General features: G+C 61.6%; 17 protein-coding genes. 5 read left to right on the plus strand and 12 right to left on the minus strand.

Annotated features, from left to right (window positions below):
• Positions 1-131: 131 nt before the first annotated feature.
• From FBY10_RS09115 to glnE, 8 genes are read right to left on the minus strand one after another with little or no spacing between them, the layout of a single operon-like run.
• Entirely contained in the window at positions 132-1,574 is a 1,443-nt protein-coding gene (locus tag FBY10_RS09115; RefSeq protein WP_145335968.1) for a lipopolysaccharide kinase InaA family protein, read from the minus strand.
• On the minus strand, positions 1,574-2,326 hold the full coding sequence (locus tag FBY10_RS09120; RefSeq protein WP_131696815.1) for a lipopolysaccharide kinase InaA family protein: 753 nt from the start codon (positions 2,324-2,326) through the stop codon (positions 1,574-1,576). The genes FBY10_RS09115 and FBY10_RS09120 overlap by 1 nt, the downstream gene beginning before the upstream one ends.
• Positions 2,323-3,057: a lipopolysaccharide kinase InaA family protein gene (locus FBY10_RS09125; RefSeq protein WP_145335967.1), complete on the minus strand. Its 735-nt coding sequence runs from the start codon at positions 3,055-3,057 to the stop codon at positions 2,323-2,325. Before FBY10_RS09125 ends, FBY10_RS09120 begins: the two co-directional genes overlap by 4 nt.
• Positions 3,057-3,863, minus strand: a complete 807-nt coding sequence (rfaP, locus tag FBY10_RS09130) for a lipopolysaccharide core heptose(I) kinase RfaP (protein WP_145335965.1) — start codon at positions 3,861-3,863, stop codon at positions 3,057-3,059. The genes FBY10_RS09125 and rfaP overlap by 1 nt, the downstream gene beginning before the upstream one ends.
• Positions 3,860-4,984 carry a glycosyltransferase family 4 protein gene (locus tag FBY10_RS09135; protein WP_145335963.1) on the minus strand — a complete coding sequence of 375 codons (1,125 nt, stop codon included), beginning with the start codon at positions 4,982-4,984 and terminating at the stop codon, positions 3,860-3,862. The genes rfaP and FBY10_RS09135 overlap by 4 nt, the downstream gene beginning before the upstream one ends.
• Complete coding sequence (gene waaC, locus FBY10_RS09140) at positions 4,984-6,045, minus strand: lipopolysaccharide heptosyltransferase I (protein WP_131696819.1); 1,062 nt, start codon at positions 6,043-6,045, stop codon at positions 4,984-4,986. Before waaC ends, FBY10_RS09135 begins: the two co-directional genes overlap by 1 nt.
• Position 6,046: 1 nt before the next feature.
• Positions 6,047-7,081 carry a lipopolysaccharide heptosyltransferase II gene (gene waaF / locus FBY10_RS09145; protein ID WP_145335961.1) on the minus strand — a complete coding sequence of 345 codons (1,035 nt, stop codon included), beginning with the start codon at positions 7,079-7,081 and terminating at the stop codon, positions 6,047-6,049.
• Between the two features lie 54 nt (positions 7,082-7,135).
• The gene (gene glnE / locus FBY10_RS09150; RefSeq protein WP_145335959.1) at positions 7,136-10,075 is read right to left on the minus strand and encodes a bifunctional [glutamate--ammonia ligase]-adenylyl-L-tyrosine phosphorylase/[glutamate--ammonia-ligase] adenylyltransferase; all 2,940 of its coding nucleotides are present in this window, start codon (positions 10,073-10,075) and stop codon (positions 7,136-7,138) included.
• Positions 10,076-10,458: 383 nt separating this feature from the next.
• Between glnE and aceE the strand changes: the two genes are divergently transcribed.
• From aceE to msrA, 4 genes are all read left to right on the plus strand, one after another.
• On the plus strand, positions 10,459-13,104 hold the full coding sequence (aceE, locus tag FBY10_RS09155; RefSeq protein WP_131696822.1) for a pyruvate dehydrogenase (acetyl-transferring), homodimeric type: 2,646 nt from the start codon (positions 10,459-10,461) through the stop codon (positions 13,102-13,104).
• A gap of 11 nt (positions 13,105-13,115) precedes the next feature.
• Positions 13,116-14,750 (plus strand): dihydrolipoyllysine-residue acetyltransferase, encoded by a 1,635-nt coding sequence (gene aceF / locus FBY10_RS09160; protein WP_145335957.1) that lies wholly within the window; start codon positions 13,116-13,118, stop codon positions 14,748-14,750.
• Between the two features lie 305 nt (positions 14,751-15,055).
• Positions 15,056-17,749, plus strand: a complete 2,694-nt coding sequence (locus tag FBY10_RS09165; protein ID WP_131696824.1) for a bifunctional diguanylate cyclase/phosphodiesterase — start codon at positions 15,056-15,058, stop codon at positions 17,747-17,749.
• Between the two features lie 72 nt (positions 17,750-17,821).
• The gene (gene msrA, locus FBY10_RS09170; protein ID WP_145335955.1) at positions 17,822-18,469 is read left to right on the plus strand and encodes a peptide-methionine (S)-S-oxide reductase MsrA; all 648 of its coding nucleotides are present in this window, start codon (positions 17,822-17,824) and stop codon (positions 18,467-18,469) included.
• A 68-nt stretch (positions 18,470-18,537) separates the two neighbouring features.
• Here the strand turns inward: msrA and FBY10_RS09175 are convergent, their stop codons facing one another.
• The gene (locus FBY10_RS09175; RefSeq protein WP_131696826.1) at positions 18,538-19,374 is read right to left on the minus strand and encodes a 23S rRNA (adenine(2030)-N(6))-methyltransferase RlmJ; all 837 of its coding nucleotides are present in this window, start codon (positions 19,372-19,374) and stop codon (positions 18,538-18,540) included.
• Positions 19,375-19,549: 175 nt separating this feature from the next.
• On the opposite strand from FBY10_RS09175, the gene FBY10_RS09180 reads away from it, so the two are divergent.
• Positions 19,550-20,827, plus strand: a complete 1,278-nt coding sequence (locus tag FBY10_RS09180) for an O-acetylhomoserine aminocarboxypropyltransferase/cysteine synthase family protein (protein WP_145335953.1) — start codon at positions 19,550-19,552, stop codon at positions 20,825-20,827.
• Here FBY10_RS09180 and FBY10_RS09185 read toward each other — a convergent pair.
• The 3 genes from FBY10_RS09185 to putP all read right to left on the minus strand — a co-directional run bounded on the left by FBY10_RS09185 (position 20,813) and on the right by putP (position 25,257).
• Positions 20,813-21,538, minus strand: a complete 726-nt coding sequence (locus FBY10_RS09185) for a DUF4123 domain-containing protein (protein WP_145335951.1) — start codon at positions 21,536-21,538, stop codon at positions 20,813-20,815. The two genes, FBY10_RS09180 and FBY10_RS09185, sit on opposite strands and share 15 nt — an antisense overlap.
• The gene (locus tag FBY10_RS09190) at positions 21,513-23,567 is read right to left on the minus strand and encodes a type VI secretion system tip protein VgrG (protein WP_145335949.1); all 2,055 of its coding nucleotides are present in this window, start codon (positions 23,565-23,567) and stop codon (positions 21,513-21,515) included. The genes FBY10_RS09185 and FBY10_RS09190 overlap by 26 nt, the downstream gene beginning before the upstream one ends.
• A 205-nt stretch (positions 23,568-23,772) precedes the next feature.
• Complete coding sequence (gene putP / locus FBY10_RS09195) at positions 23,773-25,257, minus strand: sodium/proline symporter PutP (protein WP_131696830.1); 1,485 nt, start codon at positions 25,255-25,257, stop codon at positions 23,773-23,775.
• Between the last annotated feature and the right edge of the window lie 306 nt (positions 25,258-25,563).

Consider the following 25,563-nt stretch of genomic DNA (forward strand, 5'->3'; position numbering starts at 1 on the left):
AGGATTTTTATTGCATCAAATCAAGGGCATAACGTTTGCGGGTTAAGGCGGGCTGTCGTTCTGGGCCAATAACTGTCCGATAACTGTTGCTCAGGCAACAGTTCTTGATCGTTCACCCTGCGTGGGAACGATCAGGTCGGTTGCTTCGGCAAACGCTGATCAATCATCTGATACAACGCACTACTCTCAGGCCAATTTCGCATAAACCGCGCACGGTCCCTGGCATACGCCGGGGCGAAGCTGGCGGCAGAGCTGTGTTGGCACATCGCGTCGAGGTCGATCAGCGACCAGCGATCCTTATCCCAGAACAGGTTATGGCCCTTGAAGTCGCCATGGCTGATGCGCTCGCGAATCAGCTCGGCGAACAAATGGTCCAGCGCCAGCAGTTCATCTTCCGGCGCGTCACCGTGTTCGATATAGGGCGCGAAACGCTCGATGATGTCCGGGCCCGGCAGGTATTCGGTGACCAGGTAAGCGCGGCTGCGCAGCCAGAAAAAACGCTTTTCCAGTACGGCCAGCGGCTTGGGCGTGGCGATGCCGAGGAAGGCCAGGCGATTGCCTTCGCGCCAGGAATGCCAGGCGCGGCTCGGGCGCCAGAAGCGCTTGAGCCAATGGGCGAAGCCCTTGATGTTATAGCGCTTGATCACCAGCGGCCGGCCGGCCACTTCGACCTTGGCCACACTGGCCGCACCACCGGTCTTGTACAGGTGGCCCTGATCCAGCAGCGCATCCGCCTGCGCCAGCACCGGCAGCATCGCGGACTCTTCTTCGCGACGAATCGCGCGCAAGGCAAAGGCGCCACGCACCACGCTGAACAGCGTGCAGTCGCGGCCCACCTTGTTCAAGAAGTCCTTCAGGCGCCAGGCGCTGACCTTGCGCACCTGCTTTTCCAGGGCTTCGAGGGGCAAGGCGTGCTCGCCGTTGCCCAGCAGGTAGTACACCAGTAATTCTTCGGTAAACGGCTCGAGGTTTTTCGGCAATTGGGCGAAAAATACCCCGAGGTTTTCCAGCACGCGGTTACGCGACAGTGACTTGCCGGCCTCTTCGACGCGAATACCGGCGCCATCGATCAGGTACAGCTTGCCGTCCTGACGCAGCAGGTTGTCCAGGTGCAGGTCTTCCTGCCACAGGCCCTTGGCATGCATCTGCCCGATCGCACCCAGCGCCTCGGCCAGCACGGCGGTTTGCTCGTCGGCCAGGGGCGGCAGCGCTTCGACTGCCTGCCAGGCATCAGCCAGGCTCTCGGCACCTTCGATAAACTCGAACAGCAGCCAGCCGCCCTCGCCTTCCTGCAAGCCATCGGCGAGCAATAGCGGGGTGGTCAGGCCTTGCTCGGCCAGCAGGCGAACGCCGCTGAGTTCACGCTGGAAATGCCGCGCGGCCTTGCTGCCCACCAATAATTTGGCCAGCACCGGACGCCCGCGCCATACCGCCGCGCCCACGTAGCGCTCGCCCGGCAACACCCGCAACAGGCTCAGCAGCTGCAGTTGGCCAGGGCCGGCGGCATCCGCCAGGTCGATAGTGAGGGGCAGGCGCGGCGTGCGGCCGGCGTGTTTCAACTCGGACAGACGCATCAGCGGTTCTCCTTGTGGCTACGCCGCTTCGTCAGGCGTTGCAGCCAGGCGGTGACGAGTGCGCTGCCCTCGGGCTGATCGAGGTAAGCCGCCAGCAGCTGACGCACCTGTGCGTCCGACCACTGCGGCGCACGGCGCAACAACGGTTCCAGGTCCTTGACCCGGTCCCGCCAGCCGAACAGCAGCGGGCGGGTTTTCTCCAGGTCGATCAACTGCGCAGCGTAGCCGTCACCAGTGGCCTGCAGGAAAATATGCTTGGGGTAAAAACAGCCATGCACCTGGCCGACGCTGTGCAACCGGCGCGCCAACAGGCCGCAGGCCAGAAGGATTGCGCGGTGCTGGGCGTCGCTCAGTTGCGCCCATTGTTCCAGCAACGAATCCAGGTCATTCCAGCCGTCCAGGGCACGGGTCAGCAGCATCGCGCGGTGTTCACCGGCGACTTTGCGCTCGCCGTAGAACGCCGCCTGCAGCGCCGGGATCCCGAGCTTGCGGTAACGGCTGATGTTGCGGAACTCGCGGGAAAAACTCGGCTCGCCCAAGGGCCGGTGCAAGCTGCGCGTGAGGTAGTTGCTCTGGCGCTTGAGGTAATAACCGTGGCCGTCGAGCTCCAGGCGAAACACGCTGCTCCAGCCGCCACGGCTGGTGTTCGGCTCGTCCACCGCGTCCAGTTGCTTGGCCCACAGGGCGTCGAAGGTCGCAAGGCCGTGGCGCTCCAGCAGGGCGCGATCTTCAGCCGCCAGGAAATCACTCATTCACGTCCCTCGAAAAACTTCACTACGTGGCGAATCCGCCGTTTGTCCGACTCACTCAGGTGCCGACACTGACGGTACTGCATGTAGAAGCGCAGGCGCTGGGTGGCCGACAAGTGATACTTGGCCACCTTGTCCAGGCAGGCCAGGTCCTTGGTAATGCGGTACTTGAGCCAGAAACCGCGCCAGAAATCGCCGTTGGGGCAATCGATCAGGTACAGGGTGGCCTGGTCGTCGATCAGCAGGTTGCGCCACTTCAAGTCGTTATGGGTAAAGCGATGATCGTGCATGGTGCGCGTGTATTCGGCGAGCTGGCGGCTGACCGCGCTGACCCACCTGGGATCGCGCAGGCGCGCATCCTTACGTTCGGCCAGGACCGAGAGGTCTTCTGTCCTCGGCAACTCGCGGGTGATCATCGCGCCACGATCATAGGCCAGGCCGCTGCGCTCCAGGCCCCAGGCGACCACGTCGGCAGTGGGAATGCCCCACTTGGCGAAGCGCTTGAGGTTCTGCCATTCGGACTTGACCCGCGGCTTGCCCAGGTAACGCCGCAGGCCCTTGCCGGCGCCCGTGTAGCGCTTGACGTAGTAATTGACCCCGTCACGCTCCACCCGGATTACTTCCGACAGTGGGTCGCGGGTCAGCCGCTCGCCTTGCAGGGCAAACACCGCTTCGAGACTTCCAAAATCATCCGCCAGGGCGGCGTAGGCAGGTTTCAGGTTCCAACCCGCCATCAGATCGCATCCCCGTAACGTTGCTTGCGGGCGTACAACTTGTCGGCCTTGCGTTGCATCAGGCTCAGGGACGCCGATTGCTCGGCCAGGATCTGACGCAGCGGTTGGCGGAAATAGCCCTTGAGGAAGCGCAGTTTATCGCGCCGGGTCAGGCCGATTTCCAGCGCCGAGTAGTACAGCGCGGCGAGGTCCTTGTCGCGCCAACGCATTGGCAGATGGGCGCGCATCTGCGCCCGGTGCAGGTCGATCACCGAGAGCTTGATGTTGCGTGCGTCGATCGGCTTGGACGTGTCCAGCAGGAAGTGGCACAGGTAGCAATCGCGGTGATTCACGCCGCCCCGGTGCATGTCGCCGACCATGCGCGCCAGTTCGGCCGTGAGCGCATGGCGCAGTGCAGGTGTGGGCGGTTCGGCGACCCAGTTGACGGTGAGGTCTTCAAGGCTGATGGTCGGCGCCAATTCTTCAGTGATGATGAACGAGTGCTGGTCCGCCGGGTTGCTGCCTTTTTCGCCGAAGGCCACGCCGGTCATGGTCGGTACGCCGATCTCCTGCAAGCGGTGAATGGCATCCCATTCCAGGCCGGCGCCGAGCACCGGCAGCTTGGCGGTGATCAGGTTCTTGAAGATTTCCGCCCACCCGATGCCACGGTGGATTTTCACGAAATACGGGCGGCCATCCACCTCGGTGCGCAGCGTGCGACGCGCCGCCAGTTCACGGAATACCTGGCCTTGCAGTTTCTCGACTTCGGCGAAGGCGTCACGCCCGGCCCATAGCGTCTTGAACGGTTCGGCAAGAATCAACTTCATCGTTTTGGCTCCGCCAGAATCACATCCGCAGCGTGCTGCGGCATGCTGTAGAGGTCGGCCGTCTCGGCGAAGGCCAACCCATTGCGGCCCCAGGCCGCGCGCTGTGCAGAATCGGTCAACATCTGCGCCAGGTACTGGTTCAACTGAGCCTGTTCAAACGGCTCGTCCAGCACCAGGCCGCTGTCGGCTTCGGCGATGTAATGGGCATAACCACACACGGCCGAGACCAGCACCGGCAACCCGGCCACCAGGGCTTCGAGCAATACGGTGCCGGTGTTTTCGTTGTACGCCGGGTGGATCAACAGGTCGGCGCCCAGCAGGAAACGCGGGATATCGCTGCGCCCCTTGAGGAACTGCACGTTATCGCCCAGCCCAAGGGTGGCGCTTTGCAGTTGGAATACCTTGGGGTCGTCCTGGCCGATTACAAACAGGCGCGTGCGTTTTTTCAGCTCGGCCGGCAACGCGGCGACGGCCTTGAGACTGCGGTCGACGCCCTTGGTCTTGAAGCCGGAACCGATTTGCACCAGCAGCAGGTCGTCATCGCCGAGGTTGAATTCCTTGCGGAAGCCTTCACGAATCTCGGCCGCATTCGGCGGCGCGCGGCGGTCCTGGGCAATGCCCGGTGGCAGCAGGTGAAAGCGCTCCAGCGGCGTGTCGTAATGCTTGATGAACAGCGGTTGCTGCACTTCGGAAATCATCAAGACTTCGGTCTTGGCGTCCTTGGCAAACACCGCACGCTCGTATTCGGCAAAGTGCTTGTAGCGGCCAAAGCTGCGGTACAGCGAATGGCGCAGGTTTTGCGCCTTGTCTTCAAAGCAGCCATCGGCGGCGTAGTACACGTCCAGGCCTGGCATCTTGTTGAAGCCGATCAGACGGTCCACCGGGCGCTTGGCCAGGTCGGCCTCCATCCACGCACTGAGCTTTTCGTTGCGCTTATGGTTGAAGAACGCCTTGACCGGCGCCACCAGCACTTCGAAACCGGGCGGAATGTCACCTTCCCAGATCAGCGTGTAGACACGAATCTGATGGCCGCGCTGCTGGCATTCCAGGGCGATGCGCATGAAGTCGCGCTGCAGGCCGCCGAAGGGGAAATATTTGTACAGAACAAAAGCCAGTTGCATCAGTGCAGCTCCTCAGCCAGTAACAACGTGCTCAGCCGGGTTGCCACACGCTCAGGGTTCAGGCGCGTGAAACACAGGGGCGACTCGCGCTTGATGTCGAACCGACGCAGGTCGTCGGCTGTCGGTTGATAGGTACATTGTTTTTGCAGGCACGGCGCACACGGAAAGTCGCTGGCCAGGTGAATCTGGCCCTTGCCGTAGGCGCCGGTCAGGCCGGGGTTGGTGGGGCCGAACAGGGAAATGGTCGGCACATCCAGTGCCGCCGCCAGATGCCCCAATCCGGTGTCCACCGCCACACAGGCGCGGGCGCCAGCCAATACACGGGCCACACCGGCCAGGTTCAGCTTGGGCAGCACTTCGGCGTTGTTCAGGCCTTGGGCCAAGCGCTCAGCCCGGGCCTTTTCAGCGGCGTTGCCCCAGGGCAACTTCACGTCCACGCCCAGGCGGCCCATGCGTTCAGCCAACTCGCGCCAATAGGCTTCGGGCCAATGCTTGGTGTCCCAGGTGGTGCCGTGCAGCAGCAGGACGAAGGGCTTTTTCGGCGGCAGGCCGAGGAGTTTTTCGGTGCTGAGGCCGTAGTCACCCAAGCCTTTGGGCAAGTCATAGCCGAGGGCCACGGCGAACAGTTGACGCAAACGCTCCACCGCATGCTGCCCACGGGCCACGGCCAGGCGCCGCGAATAGAAGCGCGCCGCAATCGGCTCACGGGCCGAGTGCTGGTCGAATCCGGCCACCGGAGCACGCACGTAGCGGGTCAGCCAGGCACTTTTGAACAGGCCCTGGGCATCGATCACCAGGTCGTATTTGGTCGACTGGACTTGCTGCTTGAAGCGCCGCCACTCGCCGCTCTTGAAGGTTTGCCAGAGGTTCTTGCGCCAGCGGCGGATCGCCACCGGGATCACCTTGTCGACGGCCGGGTGCCAGGTGGGGATTTCGGCGAAGCCTTCTTCCACCACCCAGTCGAAGCGAATGCCAGGGATCGCCCGCGCCGCATCGGTCAGTGCCGGCAAGGCATGGATCACGTCGCCCAGGGATGAGGTCTTGATTACCAGTACCCGCAACTCAGTGAACCTCGACCACGTCGCCCTGCAACCGTTGCAAGGCATCGGTTACCGGCTGCGGCAGCAATTGGCGCATGCAGTTGTAATGGCCGAAACGGCAGGTGCGATCAAAACACGGGCTGCAATCCAGCCCCAGGCGCACCACTTCGACCTGGTCGGCCAACGGCGGGGTGAAGCCCGGCGAGGTGGAACCGTACACCGCCACCAACGGGCGATTCAGCGCAGCGGCGACGTGCATCAGGCCGGAGTCGTTGGACACCACCGAATCGGCGCAGGACAGCAGGTCGATGGCCTCGGCCAGGGACGTGTCGCCACTGAGGTTCACCGCTTCTTCGCGCAGGCCGGGGATCAGGCGCTGGCGAATGTCCTCACCTACCGGGTGATCCTTCTTCGAACCAAACAACCACACCTGCCAGCCTTCACGGATCTTGGTCTCGGCAACCTTGGCGTAGTGCTCCGACGGCCAGCGCTTGGACTCGCCAAACTCGGCGCCGGGGCACAGGGCCAACACCGGGCGATCAAGGGCCAGGCCGAATTTGGCGAGTGCCGCATCGCGGGTCACCGGGTCGATCTGCAGGCTGGGGCGCGGGTATGGCTTGGGCAACTCGGCACCCGGCGCATAGGCCAGGGCCATGAAACGTTCGATCATCAGCGGGTAGCGCGCCTTGTCCAGCGTGCGCACGTCGTTGAGCAAGACGTAGCGAAACTCGCCGCGCCAGCCGGTGCGCTTGGGAATGCCGGCAAAATACGGCACCAGCGCCGACTTCAGCGAGTTGGGCAACAGGATCGCCTGGTCGTACTGGCCCGCCAGGGATTTACCGATGCGACGGCGGGTCGCCAGTTCCAGGGCACCGTGGCCGAGCGGAAAGCTCAAGGCCTTGCGCACTTCGGGCATGCGCTCGAGGATTGGTCGGCTCCACTCAGGAGCGAGCACGTCGATCTGGCAGTCTGGGTTGCGCACGCGCAGGCTCTGGAACAGTGTCTGCGCCATCACCATGTCACCGACCCAACTGGGCCCAACGATCAGAATATTCATGTAGTTTCCACAAACGATGCGGGGAGGCTTATGCCTCCCCGCCCTAATAGTGTTTCAACTCAACCCCAGCGCCTGCCAGACTCGCATCACCTGGCGCCGTTCGTCAGCGAACTGATCACCGGGCACCGTACCGGCCTCGTTTTGCAAGGCCTGGCGATGCGCGGCGGAACGGTAGGCCTTATACACCTCGCGCAGCAGATGGGCATCGGCGGCGGGCATCAACCCCACCTGCTCCAGGCCTTCCAGAATGCGGATATTGTCGGTATAGCGCAGCAACGATGGATGTTGCGCAGACCACGCCAAAGCCGCGTATTGCACCATAAATTCAATATCGACGATACCTCCGGCGTCCTGCTTGAGGTCGAACAGCGCCGTGGCGTCGAAGGCATTGGCGCCGGTGCCGGCCGCCGTGGCCTTGGTACCCAGGTTGTCGCGCATCTTGGCGCGCATCTCGCTGACCTCCTGCCGCAACTTCGCCAAGTCGCGCTCACGCCCCAACACTTTAGCCCGTACCTGCTCGAATGCCTGGCCCACATCCTGGCTGCCCACCAGCACCCGCGCGCGGATCAGGGCCTGATGTTCCCAGGTCCATGCTTCATTTTGTTGATAGCGGTCAAACGCCCCGAGGGAACTGACCAATAACCCGGATGCGCCGGAAGGTCGCAGACGCATGTCCACTTCATACAACTGGCCGGAGTTGGTCTGGGTGGTCAGCAGGTGAATGATCCGCTGGCCCAGGCGCGTGAAGAACTGCGCGCCGTCGATCGGCTTGGCACCGTCGGTCTCGGCCTGCGGATCGCCATCGTGGATAAACACCAGGTCCAGATCAGAACCATGCCCCAATTCGATGCCGCCGACTTTCCCATAACCGACAATGATGAACCCAGGATCGCACAGGGTACCGTCCAACCGCTGCGGCGAACCGTGCCGGGCGACCGTCTGGCGCCAGGCCAGGGCCAGCACTTGTTCGAGGATGGCTTCGGCGAGCCAGGTCAGGTAGTCGCTGACTTTCATCAACGGCAGGCTGCCGGCGATTTCCGAAGCGGCCACGCGCAGGCGGTGGGCCAGTTTGAAGTGCCGCAGGGCTTCCATCTGCTGCTCCAGGTCATCCTCGGGGATGCGCGTGAGGCGTTCGCGCAACTCGGCGGCGAGTTCCGGCGCCAGCGGTGGCTTGAACAGGCGGCCTTCGTTGAGCAATTCATCCAGCAGCAGCGGGAAGCGCGTGATCTGCTCGGCGATCCACGGGCTGGCGGCGCACAGGGTCAGCAGGCGGCGCAGGGCGTCGGGATTCTCCGTCAGCAGCACCAGATAGGCCGAACGGCGGGCGACAGCTTCCACCAACGGCAGTACGCGCTCCAGCACCAGGTCCGGGTTGGCGTGTTCGACGGCCTGGGCGAGCAGGCGCGGGATAAATGCATCCAGGCGTTCGCGCCCCAGGCGTTGCATGGCGCGCAGTTGCGGACTGCTGCGCAAGCTGGCCAGGGCCTTGAGGGCCTTGGGCGCGTCGGTGAAACCGCCCTCCCCAAGTTGGCGGCAGGCTGCGTCTTCATCTTGGGATTCTTTCCACAAGGGCAACCACTCGCCCCCTACGACTAACTCGCTTTCTTCGCCTTCTTCCTCGTCAGGGTCAGCAATCACCTGACGGAAGTGCCAGTCCACGCGACCACGCCAGTACATCAGGCGCTCGTGGAACGCCGCCCAGTCGGCAAAGCCGAGCATAAAGGCAATGCGCGCCTGGTCTTCAGGGCTGTCCGGCAGCATTTGGGTCTGGCGGTCGGCAATCGCCTGGATCGCATGTTCGGTGTAGCGCAGGAATTCATAGCCGTTGCGCAACTCGGCGATCACCGCTGGCGGCAGGTAACCCTGGCCTTCCAGGGTGCCGAGCACCTTGAGCAGCGGCCGTTGCTGCAGGCTAAGGTCGCGGCCGCCATGGATCAGCTGGAACGCCTGGGCGATAAATTCCACTTCGCGGATGCCGCCCGAGCCCAGCTTGATATTGTCGGCCATGCCTTTGCGCCGCACTTCCTGTTGGATCAGCTGCTTCATGGTGCGCAGCGCTTCGATGGCGGAAAAGTCCAGGTAGCGGCGATAGACGAATGGCCTGAGCATGTCGAGCAACTGCGCACCGGCCACCTGGTCACCGGCGACCACGCGCGCCTTGATCATGGCGTAGCGTTCCCAGTCGCGGCCCTGGTCCTGGTAGTACTGTTCCAGCGCATTGAAGCTGAGCACCAGGGCACCGGCCGAACCGTAGGGGCGCAGGCGCATGTCGACACGGAACACAAAGCCGTCGACGGTCATCGGGTCGAGGGCCTTGATCAATTTTTGACCAAGACGAATAAAGAATTCCTGGTTATCCAGGGAGCGCTTTACGCCCACCGTTTCGCCGCCCTCGGGGTAGGCGAAGATCAGGTCGATATCCGACGACAGGTTCAGCTCTACCGCACCGAGCTTGCCCATGCCGAGGATGACCATGTGCTGCGGCTCGCCGCTGCGCCGCCCGGTCGGGGTGCCGAACTGCACACAGTGGCGCTGGTACAACCATTGATAGGCCTGGTCGATGCTGGCGTCGGCCATGTCGGAAAGGTCGCGACAGGTGTGCACCAGGTCGGCCTGGCGGGTCAGGTCGCGCCAGATGATGCGCACTTGCTGGCGCGTACGCTGGCGACGCAGTACACGGCCCAGCTCATCTTCTGTTTCGGCCTGTTGCACGGCCCCGGCAATCTGCCCGCACAGCTCACCCGGCGCAAAGCCGCGGTCCAGCTCGCCCCAGGCAGCCAACTCGAGCAACATCAAAGGGTCACGAACACTCTGTTCAATGACGAAATCACTGGCGGCGCACACCCGGGCGAAGTCGGCCCACCGTTGCGGCGTCCACGCAGAAAGGCCATGATCGGCGTCCAGCGCGGCCACGGCGTCACGAAATGACTGCTCGGCCCGCTGGGCTTTTGGCAACAGAATGGCCGGCAGTTCGGCCAGCGTTGGAAGGCTCATGGTCTATCCTTGGTCGGCGCGTAAATGGCTTGCTGCTGTGAAGGCGAGTACCGCGCTTGATGAAGGACTGTCGAACAAAGGTGATAAATAGCTGAAAATATGTAATTTTTGGCAGGCAACATTAAACTTCTACCTTTTCTTGTTCGCAAAAGATCAACAATAACGATTATGCTCACCAGCTAGACCGAGCAATCCGCTCAGTCTTGTGTAGTTTTACTACTCGTATATACATTCGAAAGGCTGAAATGGCCGACGATTTGTAGTAAAACTACAGGACGCCGAAGCAACCTTCGGCCATCCAAGAATTTATGTCGTCTGCCCACAAGGCCAGTCGCAAACTTCAGGCAACCGATTCTGGTAGCCTTTCCGCCCTGGAGCAAGCCATGCAAGACCTCGATCCCGTCGAAACCCAGGAATGGCTGGACGCCCTGGAATCGGTTCTCGACAAAGAAGGCGAAGACCGTGCTCACTACCTGATGACCCGTATGGGCGAACTCGCGACCCGCAGCGGCTCGCAACTGCCCTACGCCATCACCACGCCATACCGCAACACCATCCCCGTTACCCACGAAGCACGCATGCCTGGCGACCTGTTCATGGAACGCCGCATTCGCTCGCTGGTACGTTGGAACGCCATGGCGATGGTAATGCGCACGAACTTGAAAGATTCTGACCTGGGCGGTCACATCTCCAGCTTCGCTTCCAGCGCAACCCTGTATGACATCGGCTTCAACTACTTCTTCCAGGCCCCGACCGAAGAACACGGCGGCGACCTGATCTACTTCCAGGGCCACACCTCGCCAGGCGTCTACGCCCGTGCGTTCATGGAAGGTCGCATCAGCGAAGAACAAATGAACAACTTCCGCCAGGAAGTCGACGGTCAGGGCCTGTCGTCCTACCCGCACCCTTGGCTGATGCCTGATTTCTGGCAGTTCCCGACTGTATCCATGGGCCTGGGCCCGATTCAGGCGATCTACCAGGCACGTTTCATGAAGTACCTGGAAGCCCGTGGCTTCATCCCGGAAGGCAAGCAGAAAGTCTGGTGCTTCCTGGGCGACGGCGAGTGCGACGAGCCGGAATCCCTGGGTGCCATCTCCCTGGCCGGCCGCGAGAAGCTGGACAACCTGATCTTCGTCATCAACTGCAACCTGCAGCGCCTCGACGGCCCGGTTCGCGGCAACGGCAAGATCATCCAGGAACTCGAAGGCGTGTTCCGCGGTGCCCAGTGGAACGTGACCAAGGTCATCTGGGGCCGTTTCTGGGACCCACTGCTGGCCAAGGACGTCGACGGCATCCTGCAACGTCGCATGGACGAAGTCATCGACGGCGAGTACCAGAACTACAAGGCCAAAGACGGCGCGTTCGTGCGTGAACACTTCTTCAACACGCCTGAACTCAAGGCCATGGTTGCCGACCTGTCCGACGACGAGATCTGGAAACTCAACCGTGGCGGCCACGACCCGTACAAGGTCTATGCGGCGTACCACGAAGCGGTCAACCACAAAGAACAACCGACTGTCATCCTGGCCAAGACCATCAAGGGTTATGGCACCGGTGCCGGCGAAGCGAAGAACACCGCGCACAACACCAAGAAAGTCGATGTCGACAGCCTGAAGTTGTTCCGCGACCGCTTCGATATCCCGGTCAAGGACGAAGAGCTGGAGAACCTGCCGTTCTTCAAGCCGGAGCCGAACAGCGCCGAAGCCCGCTACCTGAGCGAACGTCGTACCGCACTGGGCGGTTTCGTGCCACAGCGCCGCGCCAAGAGCTTCAACGTCCCGACACCACCGCTGGATACCCTCAAGGCGATCCTGGACGGCTCGGGCGACCGTGAAATCTCCACCACCATGGCCTTCGTGCGGATCCTCGCGCAGCTGGTCAAAGACAAGGAAATCGGTTCGCGTATCGTGCCGATCATCCCGGACGAAGCCCGTACCTTCGGTATGGAAGGCATGTTCCGTCAGTTGGGCATCTACTCCTCCGTCGGCCAGCTCTACGAGCCAGTCGATAAAGACCAGGTGATGTTCTACAAGGAAGACAAGAAGGGCCAGATCCTCGAAGAAGGCATCAACGAAGCGGGCGCCATGAGCTCCTTCATCGCTGCCGGTACTTCGTACTCCAGCCACAACCAGCCGATGCTGCCGTTCTACATCTTCTACTCGATGTTTGGTTTCCAGCGTATCGGCGACCTGGCTTGGGCAGCAGGCGACAGCCGTACCCGTGGTTTCCTGATCGGCGGTACCGCCGGCCGTACCACACTGAACGGCGAAGGCCTGCAACACGAAGACGGTCACAGCCACATCCTGGCTGCCACCATCCCGAACTGCCGCACCTTTGATCCAACCTACGGCTATGAGCTGGCGGTGATCATCCAGGACGGCATGAAGAAGATGACCGAAGAGCAGCAGGACGTTTTCTACTACATCACCGTGATGAACGAGTCCTACCAGCAGCCCGCCATGCCGGCCGGTGTTGAGGAAGGCATCATCAAGGGCATGTACCTGCTCGAAGAAGACACCAAGGAAGCGGCGCACCACGTGCAGCTGATGGGCTCCGGCACCATCCTGCGCGAAGTCCGTGAAGCGGCGAAGATACTGCGTGACGAGTTCAACGTCGGCGCCGATGTGTGGAGCGTTACCAGCTTCAACGAACTGCGTCGTGATGGCCTGGCCGTAGAGCGCAACAACCGCCTGCACCCGGGTCAGAAGCCTGCGCAGAGCTATGTCGAAGAGTGCCTGGCCGGCCGTAAAGGCCCGGTCATTGCCTCTACCGACTACATGAAACTGTTTGCTGAACAAATTCGCCAGTGGGTCCCGTCCAAGGAATTCAAAGTCCTGGGCACCGACGGTTTCGGCCGCAGTGACAGCCGCAAGAAGCTGCGTCACTTCTTCGAAGTCGACCGTCACTTCGTGGTGTTGGCAGCCCTGGAAGCCTTGGCTGACCGTGGTGAGATCGAACCCAAGGTGGTAGCTGACGCTATCGTCAAGTTCGGGATCAACCCGGAAAAACGCAACCCACTGGACTGCTGAGGAGACTTTTTGTGAGCGAACTCATTCGCGTACCTGACATCGGCAGCGGTGAAGGTGAAGTAATCGAGCTGTTTGTGAAGGTCGGCGACACCGTCGAAGCCGACCAGAGCATTCTGACCCTGGAATCGGACAAGGCGAGCATGGAAATCCCTGCTCCCAAGGCTGGCGTGGTCAAGAGCCTGAAAGTGAAGCTGGGCGACCGCCTGAAAGAAGGCGACGAACTGCTGGAACTGGAAATCGAAGGTGCCGCTGATGCGGCTCCTGCTGCCGCTGCTGCACCGGCGCCTGCCGCGGAAAAACCTGCCGCTGCTGCCGAGGCTCCTGCAGCCCCGGCTGCTGCTCCAGCCGCAGCGACTGTCCAGGACATTCATGTTCCGGACATCGGTTCGTCGGGCAAGGCCAAGATCATCGAGCTGCTGGTCAAGGTCGGCGACACTGTCGAAGCCGACCAGTCGCTGATCACCCTGGAGTCCGACAAGGCCTCCATGGAAATCCCATCGCCGGCTGCCGGCGTTGTGGAAAGCATCGCGGTCAAGCTGGAAGACGAAGTCGGCACTGGCGACTTCATCCTCAAGCTGAAAGTACAAGGCGCTGCGCCTGCCGCTGCTCCAGCACCGGCTGCTGCTCCGGCCGCCAAGGCTGAAGCGGCTCCGGCTGCTGCCCCTGCGCCCGCTGCAAAAGCCGAGGCCGCACCGGCCCCTGCTGCTGCCGCACCTGCGCCAAGCGGTGCCAAGGTTCATGCCGGCCCTGCCGTGCGTCAACTGGCCCGTGAGTTCGGCGTTGAGCTCAATGCTGTGTCAGCCACCGGCCCTCACGGTCGCGTGCTGAAGGAAGACGTGCAGGTCTACGTCAAGACCATGATGCAGAAAGCCAAGGAAGCGCCGGCTGCCGGTGGCGCTACCGGTGGTTCGGGCATTCCGCCGATCCGTACCGTGGACTTCAGCCGCTTCGGCGAAATCGAAGAAGTGCCGATGACCCGCCTGATGCAAATCGGCGCGGCCGGCTTGCACGCGAGCTGGCTGAACATCCCGCACGTGACCCAGTTCGACCAGGCCGACATCACCGATCTGGAAGCTTTCCGCGTTGCGCAGAAAGCCGTGGCCGAAAAGGCCGGCGTGAAACTGACTGTGCTGCCACTGCTGCTCAAGGCGTGCGCGCACCTGCTCAAGGAACTGCCGGACTTCAACGCCTCGCTGGCACCAAGCGGCAAGGCGATCATCCGCAAGAAGTACGTGCACATCGGTTTTGCGGTCGACACCCCGGATGGCCTGCTGGTGCCGGTCATCAAGAACGTTGACCAGAAGAGCCTGCTGCAACTCGCTGCCGAAGCCGCTGCACTGGCTGCAAAGGCCCGCGACAAGAAGCTCACCCCGGACGACATGCAAGGCGCATGCTTCACCATCTCCAGCCTCGGTCACATTGGCGGCACTGGCTTCACGCCAATCGTCAACGCGCCGGAAGTGGCGATCCTGGGTGTGTCCAAGGCCACCATCCAGCCAGTCTGGGACGGTAAAGCGTTCCAGCCGAAGCTGATGCTGCCACTGTCGTTGTCCTACGATCACCGTGTGATCAACGGCGCGGCCGCTGCACGCTTTACCCAGCGCCTGAGCCAGTTGCTGAACGACATCCGCACCATCCTGCTGTAAGCCACAGCGGCCTCCCTTTCATCGGGGAGGCCTGGTTGCACCGATTTCCGAGCGCCACGCTCGTACCTCAACCCCGTCAATTTGGCGGGGCTTTTTTTGCTTTTCTTTACAGACAGAACAGGGTTGTACACCTTCTGTCATCCTGACTGAAGAATTCCCCCGCCCGGCCGATAACCCCCTTATAGCACTTAGCCTTCATCCTCTCTTGTCAGCCCGCGCCGCATGATGCAACCTTGCCGCAGGCAACAGTAAAGAGGGCGTGAGCCCGGCGCCGTACGCGTTATTTGAAGTGAGTTCCCCCCCCCATGAAAAGCCAACCCGATGTCGCCCGTATGGCGGCCGAGGTAGTGACGCAGTTACCGGTGCCTTCGCGCCTCGGTATGCTGCGTTTCGAGCGGCTTAATGAGGCAAGCTGGGCCCTTCTGTACCTCGACCCTAACTGCGAGCGCCAATTCGGCCTGTCGGCGGTCGAGCTGTGTGCACTGCTCGGCACCCCCTTCGCCAGCCTGATGGAGCCTCAGGCACGCTATCAACTGCACGACACCATCCAACAGCAACTGAGCGAGAGCCCTCACTACCTGGTGCGCTATACCCTGCACACCAACGATGGCCCCCTGAGCCTGCTGGAAATGGGCGAAGCCTACAAACAGCACAATCGCCACCTGCTGCGCGGCTACCTTATGGTTGTAGACGGGCTGTTCAGTGAAATCCCCCCACCCGCCCCCACGGCGGACCTGGAGAGCCAGAACAGCCGCCTGCAGATCGCCCTGGAGCTCAACCAGCGCGCCCAGCAGGAACAGCTGCAGCACCTGGAGCGGGTGCGTGCCCAGCAGGAGTTGATCCTGTTGCTGGCCCGCCAGCGCTACACCGTCAACAATTCGCTGCAGGAAGCCGCAGAGCTGATCACCCGCAGCGCCTGCGATATCTACCAGATCGACTGCGCCAGCATCTGGAACCTCGAAGGCCAGCGCCTGGTGCCGATCTCGGCCTACCACCGCGACGACCAACGGCACCACCTGCCTGAGCCGATCGACGCAAGCTGCTTCCCGGACTATCTGGAAGCCCTGCACACCAGCCGCGCCATCGACGCCACCAACGCGATGCGCGACCCCCGCACCCGTGAAATGGTCGAAAACCTGCGCGCCAGGGACGTCCACGCGATGCTCGATGCGAGTATCCGTGTCGATGGCCAGGTGGTCGGCGTGCTGTGCCTGGAACAGGGCGGCAGCCCGCGTGCCTGGCAGGCCGATGAAATTGCCTTTGCCGGCGAGCTGGCCGACCAATTCGCGCAAGTGATCAACAACCACAACCGCCGTACCGCCACCAGCGCCCTGCACCTGTTCCAGCGCGCGGTGGAGCAAAGCGCCAATGCCTTTCTGCTGGTCAACTGCGACGGCGTGGTGGAGTACGTCAACCCAAGCTTTACCGCGATCACCCAATACAGCGCCGAAGAAGTCCACGGCCACCGCCTGGCACATTTGCCAGCACTGGAAAACCTCAGCGAATTGCTGTTCGACGCACCATCGAGCCTGGCCCAGAGCAACAGCTGGCAGGGCGAGTTCAAGAGCCGACGCAAAAACCTCGAACCCTACTGGGGCCAACTGTCGATCTCCAAGGTCTACGGCGATAATCGTGAACTGACCCACTACATCGGCATCTACGAAGACATCACCCAGACCAAACTGGCCCAGCAGCGCATTGAGCGCCTGGCCTATACCGACAACCTGACCAACCTGGGCAACCGTCCGGCGTTTATCCGTAACCTCGACGAGCGCTTTGCCCGCGACAGCGACAGCCCGATCAGCCTGTTGCTGGTGGACATCGACAACTTCAAGCGCATCAACGACAGCCTTGGCCACCAGACCGGCGACAAGCTGCTGATCAGCCTGGCCCGTCGCCTGCGCAACAGCCTGAGTACCGGCGGCAGCCTGGCGCGCTTTGCCAGTAACGAATTCGCGGTGCTGCTGGACGACACTGACCTGGAAAGCGGCCAGCAGGTCGCCAGCCAGCTGCTGGCGACGCTCGACAAACCGATGTTCGTCGACAACCAATTGATCAGCGTCACCGGCTCCGTAGGCCTGGCCTGTGCACCGCTGCACGGCCGCGACCCGCAGACCCTGATGCGCAACGCCGGCCTGGCCCTGCACAAAGCCAAGGCCAACGGCAAACACCAGGTACAGGTGTTCACCGAAGCCTTGAACGCCGAGGCCAGCTACAAGCTGTTCGTAGAGAACAACCTGCGTCGTGCCCTGACCCAGAACGAACTGGACGTGTTCTACCAGCCCAAGCTGTGCCTGCGCAGCGGCCGTTTACTGGGCATGGAAGCGCTGCTGCGCTGGAACCATCCGGAAAAAGGCATGATCCGCCCCGATCAGTTCATCAGCGTCGCCGAAGAAACCGGCTTGATCATCCCGATCGGCAAATGGATCGCGCGCCAGGCCTGCCGCATGAGCAGGCAACTGAGCGCCGCTGGCATGGGCAATTTGCAGGTAGCAATCAACCTGTCGCCCAAACAGTTTTCCGACCCGGACCTGGTCGCCTCGATTGCCACGATCCTCAAGGAAGAACAGCTGCCGGCCAACCTGCTGGAGCTGGAGCTGACCGAAGGCCTGCTGCTGGAAGCGACCGAAGACACGCGCCTGCAACTGGACCAGTTGAAGAGCTTCGGCCTGACCCTGGCCATGGATGACTTCGGCACCGGTTACTCGTCGCTGAGTTATCTGAAAAAATTCCCCATCGACATCATCAAGATCGACCGCAGCTTTATCCACGAAATCCCGGACAACCAGGACGACATGGAAATCACCTCAGCCGTGATCGCCATGGCCCACAACCTCAAGCTCAAGGTGGTGGCCGAAGGCATCGAGACCGCCGAACAACTGGCGTTCCTGCGTCGGCACCGTTGCGACGTTGGCCAGGGCTACCTGTTCGACCGGCCGATCCCCGGTGCAGAGCTGCTCGAGAAGCTTAGACGCTACCCGCGCGGGCCAATCGCCTGACAGCGCTGTAACACTCGGGCACACTGGCTGTCTGAAATTTACCGCTAACTCAACCTGACGAGAGGACTGCTCATGGTCTTGCGCTCGGAAATTCTGGTGAACAAAAACGTGCTGCCTACTCAAGAACAAGCGTTGCCTGGTCGTGAAACCCCAATGAACCTGCCGGAGGCGCACTTCGTCAACGGCAACCCGCTGCTGGGCCCGTTCGTCGACGACGTTGGCTTCGCGATCTTCGGCCTGGGTTGTTTCTGGGGCGCCGAACGCAAGTTCTGGCAGCGCGATGGCGTGGTCAGCACCGTGGTCGGCTACGCCGGCGGTTTCACGCCGAACCCGACTTATGAAGAAGTCTGCTCGGGCCTGACCGGCCACAGCGAAGTGGTGCTGGTGGTCTACGACCAGGCCAAGGTGAAATACGAAAACCTGCTGAAGATGTTCTGGGAGCTGCACAACCCGACCCAAGGCATGCGTCAGGGTAACGACATCGGCACCCAGTACCGCTCGGTGATCTATGCGACCACGCCTGAGCAATTGTCGGCGGCGCAGGCCAGTGCCGATGCCTATCAAGCCGAATTGTCAAAAGCCGGCCTGGGCACCATCACCACCGAAATCGAAGAAGCGCCAACGGTGTACTTCGCCGAGGCTTATCACCAGCAGTACCTGGCGAAGAACCCGCAGGGCTACTGTGGGATCGGCGGTACCGGTGTGACCTGCCCGATCTAAAACCGACGCGAATCAAAATGTGGGAGGGGCGCACCGCCCCTCCCACATTGGGTTGGCGCCAGACTTGGTTACTCGGCAATAAGCCAATCCATCTGCCACCCACCCTGGGTCTGGCCAAGCTTCCTGGACAGCCACGGCAACAGCTCACGCAACTCCTCTTCCAGGCCCCACGGCGGGTTGGCAATCGCCAGGCCCGAGCCGGTCAGGGTGTTGGGCGTGTCCAGCGGATGCACCAGCAACTCAACCCGCAGCAACTTCGGCGCGCCAGTGCCGGCCAGGTCCTGGTAGAAGCGACGCAGCATGCGCTGGTCCTTCACCGGGTACCAGATCGCCGCGACGGTCTGGCGCATACGGCTGACAGCTTCCTTCAGGGACGCGGCGCAGCGCTGCATTTCGTCGAGCTTTTCAAACGGTGGGTCGATCAGCATCAACGCACGTTTTTCCGGCACCGGTAACAGCGCGCGCGGCACATGCCAGCCTTCGCCCAAGTGCACCTTGACCCGACGATCACCCTTCATGTTGTCCTTGAGCAGCACGCCGTCTTCCGGGTGTTTTTCATTGAGCAATACGCGGTCCTGGGGACGCGTGAGGCGGCGCGCAAGCTCCGGCGAGCCTGGGTAGTAGCGCAACTGGCCATCGGGGTTCATCTCATGCAGCACGCGCATGTAGTCGTCAGTCAGCGGCGGCAGATCGTCGGCGCCCCACAAGCGCGCGATACCTTCCAGGTACTCACCCGTGCGGTTGGCCTGGTCACCTTGCAGGTCGTACAGACCAATCCCGGCGTGGGTGTCGAGGTAGGCGAACGGCTGCTCCTTGCGCGACATCAGGGCGATGAGGCGGGTCAAGGTCAGGTGTTTGAAGACATCGGCGTGGTTGCCGGCGTGAAAGGCGTGACGATAATTCATGGTTGCTCCTGCGCAGGGGGCGAAGTTTACCTTCTACGGGCGCAAAGGTGCAGGGCCGCATGCCGGACGGTGCTTATGTCGCAAGCGCAGGCGGCCAGTTGAAAAAAATCTAAATGCCGCCGCCAGGGTGGATTTATTGTGGCCTTCCACCACTCCAGGGAGGTCAATAACAATCATGAAAGACGCCACCATCGCGCTGCACCACGGCTTCAAGTCGGACCCGACTACCAAGGCCGTCGCCGTACCGATCTACCAGAACGTCGCCTTCGAATTCGATAACGCCCAACACGGCGCCGACCTGTTCAACCTGGACGTGCCCGGCAATATCTACACGCGCATCATGAACCCCACCAACGATGTGCTGGAGCAGCGCATCGCCGCCCTTGAAGGCGGTATCGCGGCCCTGGCCGTCTCGGCCGGCAGCGCGGCGATCCACTATGCCATCCAGACGTTGACCCGGGCGGGCGACAATATCGTCACCACACCGCAACTCTACGGCGGCACCTACACGCTGTTCGCCCACCTGCTGCCGAGCTTTGGCGTGGATGTGCGTTTCGCACGCGATGACTCCGCCGCAGCCATCGCCGAACTGATCGACGACAACACCAAGCTGGTGTACTGCGAAAGCATCGGCAACCCGGCGGGCAATATCATCGACATCGAGGCCCTGGCCGACGTTGCCCATGCCCGTGGCGTGCCGCTGGTGGTGGACAACACCGTGGCCACGCCGATCCTGTGCAAACCGATCCAGTTCGGCGCCGACATCGTGGTGCACTCGGTGACCAAATACGTCGGCGGCCATGGCAACTCCCTGGGCGGTGTAATTGTCGACAGCGGCACGTTCCCGTGGACGAAATACGCGGATAAATTCCCCGGCCTCAACCAGCCCGAGCCGGCCTATCACGGCGTGGTCTATACCGAAAAATTCGGCCCCGCCGCCTTCATCGCCCGTGCCCGTACCGTGCCACTGCGCAACACCGGCGCCGCATTGGCACCGATGAATGCCTTCCTGTTGCTGCAAGGCCTGGAAACCCTGGCCTTGCGCATGGAGCGCCACACCGAAAACGCCCTGAAAATCGCACAGTTCCTGCAAGGCCATGCCGAGGTGGAGTGGGTCAGCTACGCCGGCCTGCCGGACCACCCGCACCACGCATTGGCGCAGAAATACATGCAGGGCAAACCGTCGGCGATCCTGTCCTTCGGCTTGAAGGGCGGCTTTGATGCCGGTGTGCGCTTCTACGACGCGCTGCAAATCTTCAAGCGCCTGGTCAACATCGGCGACGCCAAGTCCCTGGCCTGCCACCCGGCCTCCACCACTCACCGGCAGATGAACGAGCAGGAACAGGCCAAGGCCGGTGTAAAGCCGGAGATGATTCGCCTGTCGGTGGGTATCGAAGCGATTGAAGACCTGATCGACGACCTGCAACAGGCACTGGCCTCAACTCAACTCTGAGTCCAGGTAGCCAGCCAGCGCTTCAGGGCTGATATCCGCGCTGCGTACGAAGTAGGCGACCTTGTGCTGCAAGGTCGCCGGCGTAAAGGCGGCATACAGGTCGGGGCGCTGCTCTTCAAGCCACTGCAGCAGGTTGTCGATCAGGGTCTGTGGTGATTGCGCGGCCAAGTGCTCCAATAGCGATTCGGGCACTCGCCACCAAGGACTGGCTTTGGCCGCCGAGACTGGCGGCGTCGCAACGCTCAGCGGCTGGCCGTTGATCAGATACCGTTGGAACACCGGCAACACCGCGCCGATTTCATCACCCAGCTTCTGCACAATCGGCAGAAACTGAGCGCCATCCCAGAAGCGCAGGAACACGCTCCGCTCATCGGGAAGCAGTATTTTGGTCAGGCTTTGCAGGTGAGCAACTACGACTTCCAACGGGCTGGACGATACCGCCAGCCAACCCCAATCCGAGGCGTCAGTGGTTGCGATCCAATCGAGGAAGGCACTGTCGGGTTCGACAACCCCTGCGTAGGGCATCACCTCATCCCACCCGGCATAGGCCGTGCCTGCCCAGAGCGCTTGAGGCGACATCCCGATGGCCGAGACTTGCCACGCAGCCAGCGGCTTCGCGTCACTGGCACGGCCAAGGACCACGTAAAGCCGCTCATTGGGGAGTAGAGGGCATTGTGCTAGCCAGTCATTGGGGGTCAAGGGCTGGGACATCAGGGTAAATTCCTTTTAAGGTTGAATGGAACGGGAGACCGCACTGCCCATCACTGCAGCGTTGGCACTCTTCACAAAATGGCGCGTTCCGTTTCAGGCTGGCGACCTGTATCCGGCTCAGCGGTGCGGGCATAACCGCCAGCAACGCCGCTTTCACCCCAGGCATCAAGGGTGACGCCGCCGGAGCAGGCGCGCCTCCCAGTTGAATGGGCGTGCTACTGAAAATCCCCTCTGCCGACAGCGTGATCGACTGCCCACCGGCCTGGATTGTCACGGTCGCACCCGCGTCTATAACGACGCTCTGCCCGGCGCCAATCTGGATGGTCCGCCCCGCGCGCATCTGCTGCGATCCGCCAACCACCAGATGGTCGTCCTGCTTGAGTTCCGTCAAACGGTTGCCATGGGTGATGCGCTGCTCTTCGCCTTGCAATTCATGGTGCGACTCACCGCCCACCCTGATGCGGCGCTGATTGTCGATCTGCACCTGCTGGTCATGCAGCACATGCTGGGTCCAATCCCGCTGGGCGCGCAGGTAGATCTCCTCGGCGCCCTTGCGGTCTTCGATGCGCAGTTCGTTGTAGCCACCACCACCGGGGCTGCTCTGGCTACGGAAGATGCTGCGGGTCTTGTCTGCCGGCAGATCGAGGGGAACCCGCGTCGCCGCGTTCGGCAGGCAGCCCATCACCAGCGGCATGTCCATATCCCCGTTGACGAACCCCACCAGTACTTCCATACCCACTCGCGGGATAAGCACCGAGCCATAGCGGTCATGGGCCCAACCGCTGGCCACCCGCAGCCAGCAGCTGGAATGATCGTCATGCTCCCCAGCGCTATCCCAGGCCAACTGCACCTTGACCCGACCGTATTCGTCGCAGTGGATTTCACTGTCGACGGGGCCGGTAACCACCGCGTTTTGATAACCCGACAACGCCGGCCGCGCCTGCTCAGGCAAGGGCGGGCGGAAGATCACGTCCCACGGAGTCACCACACATTCATTGCGATACCCCTGAAGAAAATCTCCACCGCCAACCTCGGTGACAGCCTCCTCCAAAACCTGAGGCTGCCTGCCTTCGTGGGTAACTTGCGTCACCAGCCACAAGTCATTCCATTCGTCCCGCGGATGTCCGGTCAATTTGAGGAACCGACCGCTGGTCACTGCGGGGTCATCACCGTTACCACGGGCTATTCGATAGTCGCTACGGTGCCGTTCCAAGCCACGTTGCGCGAGGTATTTGCCGTAGGGGCGATCGGAAAAATGACCGGGGTAGGCCTGCTCCTCAAACCGTGGAAGCTGTTCACCGACCACGCCACTCTCCAGCACCAGGCTCGGCTTGAGAAAGTCGTAGTCACGCAAAGTGACCGCTGTGGTGCGGGTTTCCAACCGCAGCGCAAAGCGCTTGATGGCCGGCGTATCCGCCACCATCCCGGAGCCCGGCTTATAGGGCGTAGGTTGATCGGGCCGGGCGAAAACTGTCTGGTCATCGCCAAACACCAGCAGGTGTCCTCCGGGCAAATGCTGGAAGTGATAGTGAATCCCCTGTTCGGCACACAGCCGCTGAATAAAGGCCAGGTCGCTCTCGCCAAACTGCACGCAATACTCGCGCTCAGGATAGGCACCACTGAGGTGAAATTCGAATTGGTCGGCATGGAGCCGCTGCTCCGCCAGCACCTGCGCAATGATCTGCGGCACCGTCTTGTGCTGGAAGATCCGCTGGTGACTGCTGTGCGCGAGATAGGCCAACTGCGGCACAAGGCTGATCTGGTAACGCGTCAGCCGTCGCCCGGAGTCGCCCTGCGCCACCCGATAAACCAAGCCGTGGACGCCATGGCCGTGAGCATCAAAGCCCAGATACACCGGGCGATGCAGCAGGTTTTCCAAGTCCAGGTCGGGCTGTTCGCTGACCAGTTCAAGATCGAAACGATACGGTTGGCTGATGGCTTCGCGGCCCTGGAACTCAAACACCTTGAGTTCACTTGGCACACCGTCAAGGGTCAGGGTAAAGGCACTTTGATTGGCAGGAGCGAACATCCGGTGTTTCTCTGCGAGGGGGTGGGCGGGAGATTCTGCACCACCGTTCCACGCTGATGAGCGCGCCCCAAACAAATCAGTAAAACCCTACGCGCGAGCGTAGGAGTCCTACTCAATCAAGCTCAAATCGCACGCAAAAAAAAGGCCCGCCATCCGTAGGACGCGGGCCTTCTTTTAATTCATTGAGCGCTCAGCGCCCGGCGAATCACTTATTGAGGTTGTAGTCTTTTTCCGCCGCATCAAAGCGCTCGACCATACCGGCTGTCGGCGCGCCCAGCTTGCTCACGACGTAGATCGCCAGGCTGGCGAAGATGAAGCCTGGGATGATTTCGTACAGGCCCAGCAGTTCGAAGTGCTTCCACACGATCACGGTGATCGCGCCGACCAGGATGCCGGCCAGTGCGCCGTTGCGGGTCATGTTTTTCCAGATCACCGAGATCAGCACCACAGGGCCGAACGCAGCGCCGAAACCGGCCCAGGCGTAGCTCACCAGGCCCAGCACACGGTTGTTCGGGTTGGCAGCCATGGCGATGGCGATCAAGGCCACCAGCAGTACCATCAAGCGGCCGACCCACACCAGTTCAACCTGGGAAGCGCTTTTGCGCAGGAAGGTCTTGTAGAAGTCTTCGGTCAGGGCGCTGGAACATACCAGCAACTGGCAGCTCAGGGTGCTCATGACGGCCGCGAGGATGGCCGACAGCAGGACACCAGCAACCCATGGGTTGAACAGGATCTTGGCCAGCTCGATGAACACACGCTCAGGGTTTTCAGTCACCGGGCCTGCCACTTCCGGGTGCGCCGAGAAGTAAGCAATACCGAAGAAGCCCACCGCCACGGTGCCGCCCAGGCACAGGATCATCCAGGTCATGGAGATGCGACGCGCGTTGGCGATCGACTTCACCGAATCCGCCGCCATGAAGCGCGCGAGGATGTGCGGTTGGCCGAAGTAACCCAGGCCCCAGCCCATCAGCGAGATGATGCCGATGAAGGTGGTGTTTTTCAGCATGTTGAAGTTGTCGGGGTTCTTGGCTTCGATGGCCAGGAAGGTGGTGTCGACGCCACCGGTGGCCAGCAGCACAATGATCGGCGTGAGGATCAACGCGAAGATCATCAGCGTGGCTTGTACGGTGTCGGTCCAGCTGACTGCCAGGAAACCACCCACAAAGGTGTAGGCAATCGTCGCCGCAGCGCCGGCCCACAGCGCGGTCTCGTAGGACATGCCGAAGGTGCTTTCGAACAGGCGGGCACCGGCCACGATGCCGGAAGCGCAGTAGATGGTGAAGAACACCAGGATCACTACGGCAGAGATGATCCGCAGCAGGCCGCTTTTATCTTCGAAACGGCTGGAAAAGTAATCCGGCAGCGTCAGGGCGTCGCCGTTGTGCTCGGTCTGTACCCGCAGGCGACCGGCCACGAACAGCCAGTTGAGGTAGGCACCGACGATCAGGCCGATGGCGATCCAGCTTTCCGACAGGCCGGACATGTAGATCGCGCCCGGCAGGCCCATCAACAACCAGCCGCTCATATCGGAAGCACCGGCTGACAAGGCAGTCACCACGCTACCAAGGCTGCGACCGCCCAGGATGTAATCGGAAAGGTTGTTGGTGGAGCGATAGGCCATGAAGCCGATCAGCACCATTGCTGCGATGTAGATCACGAACGTGATCAGGGTTGGATTACTAACGCTCATATGAGTGACGCCCTGGCTTTGTTTTTATGTAGCGGCGGTCTGTCAGAAGGCCACCTACTGGAAGTAGGTAAACGTAACTGAGTGCCGCGCATTTATGACTGACGTTTCCCCAGGAAAGCCGCCAGCCGATGAACCAGACCACACAGTCGGTTGCACCTTGGGCGCGAATGCTATTCAACAAAGCAAATAAGGTGCAACCAGTTTCTTGGAAATAAGTTGCACCCAAGTGTAAAACACGTAAAACGCCGCTTTTTTGCTCCTTTTCGGAGCAAGAACAGCCGATCTCAGAAGCAAACGCACCAAGGC

Origin of the sequence: Pseudomonas sp. SJZ103, assembly GCF_007828335.1 — a bacterium.
GTDB lineage: Bacteria > Pseudomonadota > Gammaproteobacteria > Pseudomonadales > Pseudomonadaceae > Aquipseudomonas.

What these genes read in the sequence shown, in the direction of transcription:
- aceE (WP_131696822.1), top strand. Translation starts at nt 10,459, where the DNA reads ATGCAAGACCTCGATCCCGTCGAAACCCAGGAATGGCTGGACGCCCTG.
- FBY10_RS09115 (WP_145335968.1), bottom strand. Translation starts at nt 1,574, where the DNA reads ATGCGTCTGTCCGAGTTGAAACACGCCGGCCGCACGCCGCGCCTGCCC.
- FBY10_RS09185 (WP_145335951.1), bottom strand. Translation starts at nt 21,538, where the DNA reads ATGTCCCAGCCCTTGACCCCCAATGACTGGCTAGCACAATGCCCTCTA.
- FBY10_RS09125 (WP_145335967.1), bottom strand. Translation starts at nt 3,057, where the DNA reads ATGGCGGGTTGGAACCTGAAACCTGCCTACGCCGCCCTGGCGGATGAT.
- FBY10_RS09190 (WP_145335949.1), bottom strand. Translation starts at nt 23,567, where the DNA reads ATGTTCGCTCCTGCCAATCAAAGTGCCTTTACCCTGACCCTTGACGGT.
- FBY10_RS09175 (WP_131696826.1), bottom strand. Translation starts at nt 19,374, where the DNA reads ATGAATTATCGTCACGCCTTTCACGCCGGCAACCACGCCGATGTCTTC.
- FBY10_RS09120 (WP_131696815.1), bottom strand. Translation starts at nt 2,326, where the DNA reads ATGAGTGATTTCCTGGCGGCTGAAGATCGCGCCCTGCTGGAGCGCCAC.
- rfaP (WP_145335965.1), bottom strand. Translation starts at nt 3,863, where the DNA reads ATGAAGTTGATTCTTGCCGAACCGTTCAAGACGCTATGGGCCGGGCGT.
- FBY10_RS09165 (WP_131696824.1), top strand. Translation starts at nt 15,056, where the DNA reads ATGAAAAGCCAACCCGATGTCGCCCGTATGGCGGCCGAGGTAGTGACG.
- putP (WP_131696830.1), bottom strand. Translation starts at nt 25,257, where the DNA reads ATGAGCGTTAGTAATCCAACCCTGATCACGTTCGTGATCTACATCGCA.
- msrA (WP_145335955.1), top strand. Translation starts at nt 17,822, where the DNA reads ATGGTCTTGCGCTCGGAAATTCTGGTGAACAAAAACGTGCTGCCTACT.
- waaF (WP_145335961.1), bottom strand. Translation starts at nt 7,081, where the DNA reads ATGAATATTCTGATCGTTGGGCCCAGTTGGGTCGGTGACATGGTGATG.
- FBY10_RS09135 (WP_145335963.1), bottom strand. Translation starts at nt 4,984, where the DNA reads ATGCAACTGGCTTTTGTTCTGTACAAATATTTCCCCTTCGGCGGCCTG.
- FBY10_RS09180 (WP_145335953.1), top strand. Translation starts at nt 19,550, where the DNA reads ATGAAAGACGCCACCATCGCGCTGCACCACGGCTTCAAGTCGGACCCG.
- glnE (WP_145335959.1), bottom strand. Translation starts at nt 10,075, where the DNA reads ATGAGCCTTCCAACGCTGGCCGAACTGCCGGCCATTCTGTTGCCAAAA.